We start from the raw sequence: 1,042 nt of genomic DNA on the forward strand, positions 1-1,042 counted from the left end.
CGGGTGCCCGCCGCCGGTGACGTCACGCACGCGGAGCGGCTCTGGCGCGGCCCGGCCGGCGGCGGCGCCGTCGCGGCCGTCCGGCTGGCCGAACTGACCGGCGGCTGCACCTTCTTCACCGCCCTCGGCGACGACCACGCCGGCCGGCGCTCGCGTGAGGAACTCGAGCGCCGCGGCGTCCGCGTGCAGGCCGCCGCCCGGGCCGGGCCCACGCGCGCGGCGGTCAGCATGGTCGACCGGAGCGGCGAACGCACCACCGTCACCCTGGGCGAACGCCTGCAACCCGCCGCGGCGGACCCCCTCGACTGGGGCGAACTCGCCTCCTTCGACGCGGTGTTCTTCACCGCCGGGGACGCCGCCCTGCTGCGCCGGGCGCGGCGGGCCGGGGTGCTCGTGGTGACGGCGCGGGAGTTCGCCACCGTGCGGGAGTCCGGGGTCGCGGTCGACGCGCTGGTGGGCAGCGGCTGCGACCCGGCCGAGCGCTGCGATCCGGCGCTGCTGCGCAGGCCGCCGGCCCTGGTGGTCAGCACCGAAGGCCACCACGGAGGGGTGTTCACCCGCTGCGGCCGGCCCCCTCGGCGCTACCACCCCGCCCGGGCACCGGGCCCCCTGGTCGACACCTACGGCGTCGGGGACAACTTCGCGGCCGTCCTCACCTACGCGCTCGCCGCCGGCTCGGCCGCGGCCGAGGCGCTGGACCTCGCGGCCCGCCACGGCGCGGCCTGTACCGCACGGCGGGGGCCGTTCGAGGCCGGACCGGCCCCCGGGCGACGGGCGGCCCCGGCATGAGGCGGATCCTCCTCCTGTGGGACATCGACGGCACGCTGATCGACGACGGCGCGGTCGGCGCGGCCGTCTACCCGCTCGCGTTCGAACGGCTCACCGGCCGGCCGCCGCGCCACCGGGCCACCACCGAAGGCCGCACCGAACCGGAGATCATGGACGAGCTGTTCACCCGGCACGGTGTCGCCCCGGCCGAACCGGGCCGGGTCGCCGCCGAGCTGGCCGCGCAACTGCACCGGCTGGCCCCCGGGCTCCGGGC

Annotated in this window: 1 protein-coding gene and 1 pseudogene; both read left to right on the top strand. The window is 78.9% G+C overall.

Annotated features, from left to right (window positions below; translation table 11 throughout):
• Positions 1-789, top strand: a 789-nt coding sequence (locus ABZ885_RS41980) for a PfkB family carbohydrate kinase (RefSeq protein WP_360200580.1), incomplete at its 5' end; no start/stop codon positions are given.
• Positions 786-1,042: pseudogene (locus tag ABZ885_RS41985) on the top strand (hypothetical protein); the annotation flags it as partial. The gene ABZ885_RS41980 and the pseudogene ABZ885_RS41985, both read left to right, overlap by 4 nt.

Origin of the sequence: Kitasatospora sp. NPDC047058 (genome assembly GCF_040643935.1) — a bacterium.
Lineage (GTDB): Bacteria > Actinomycetota > Actinomycetes > Streptomycetales > Streptomycetaceae > Kitasatospora.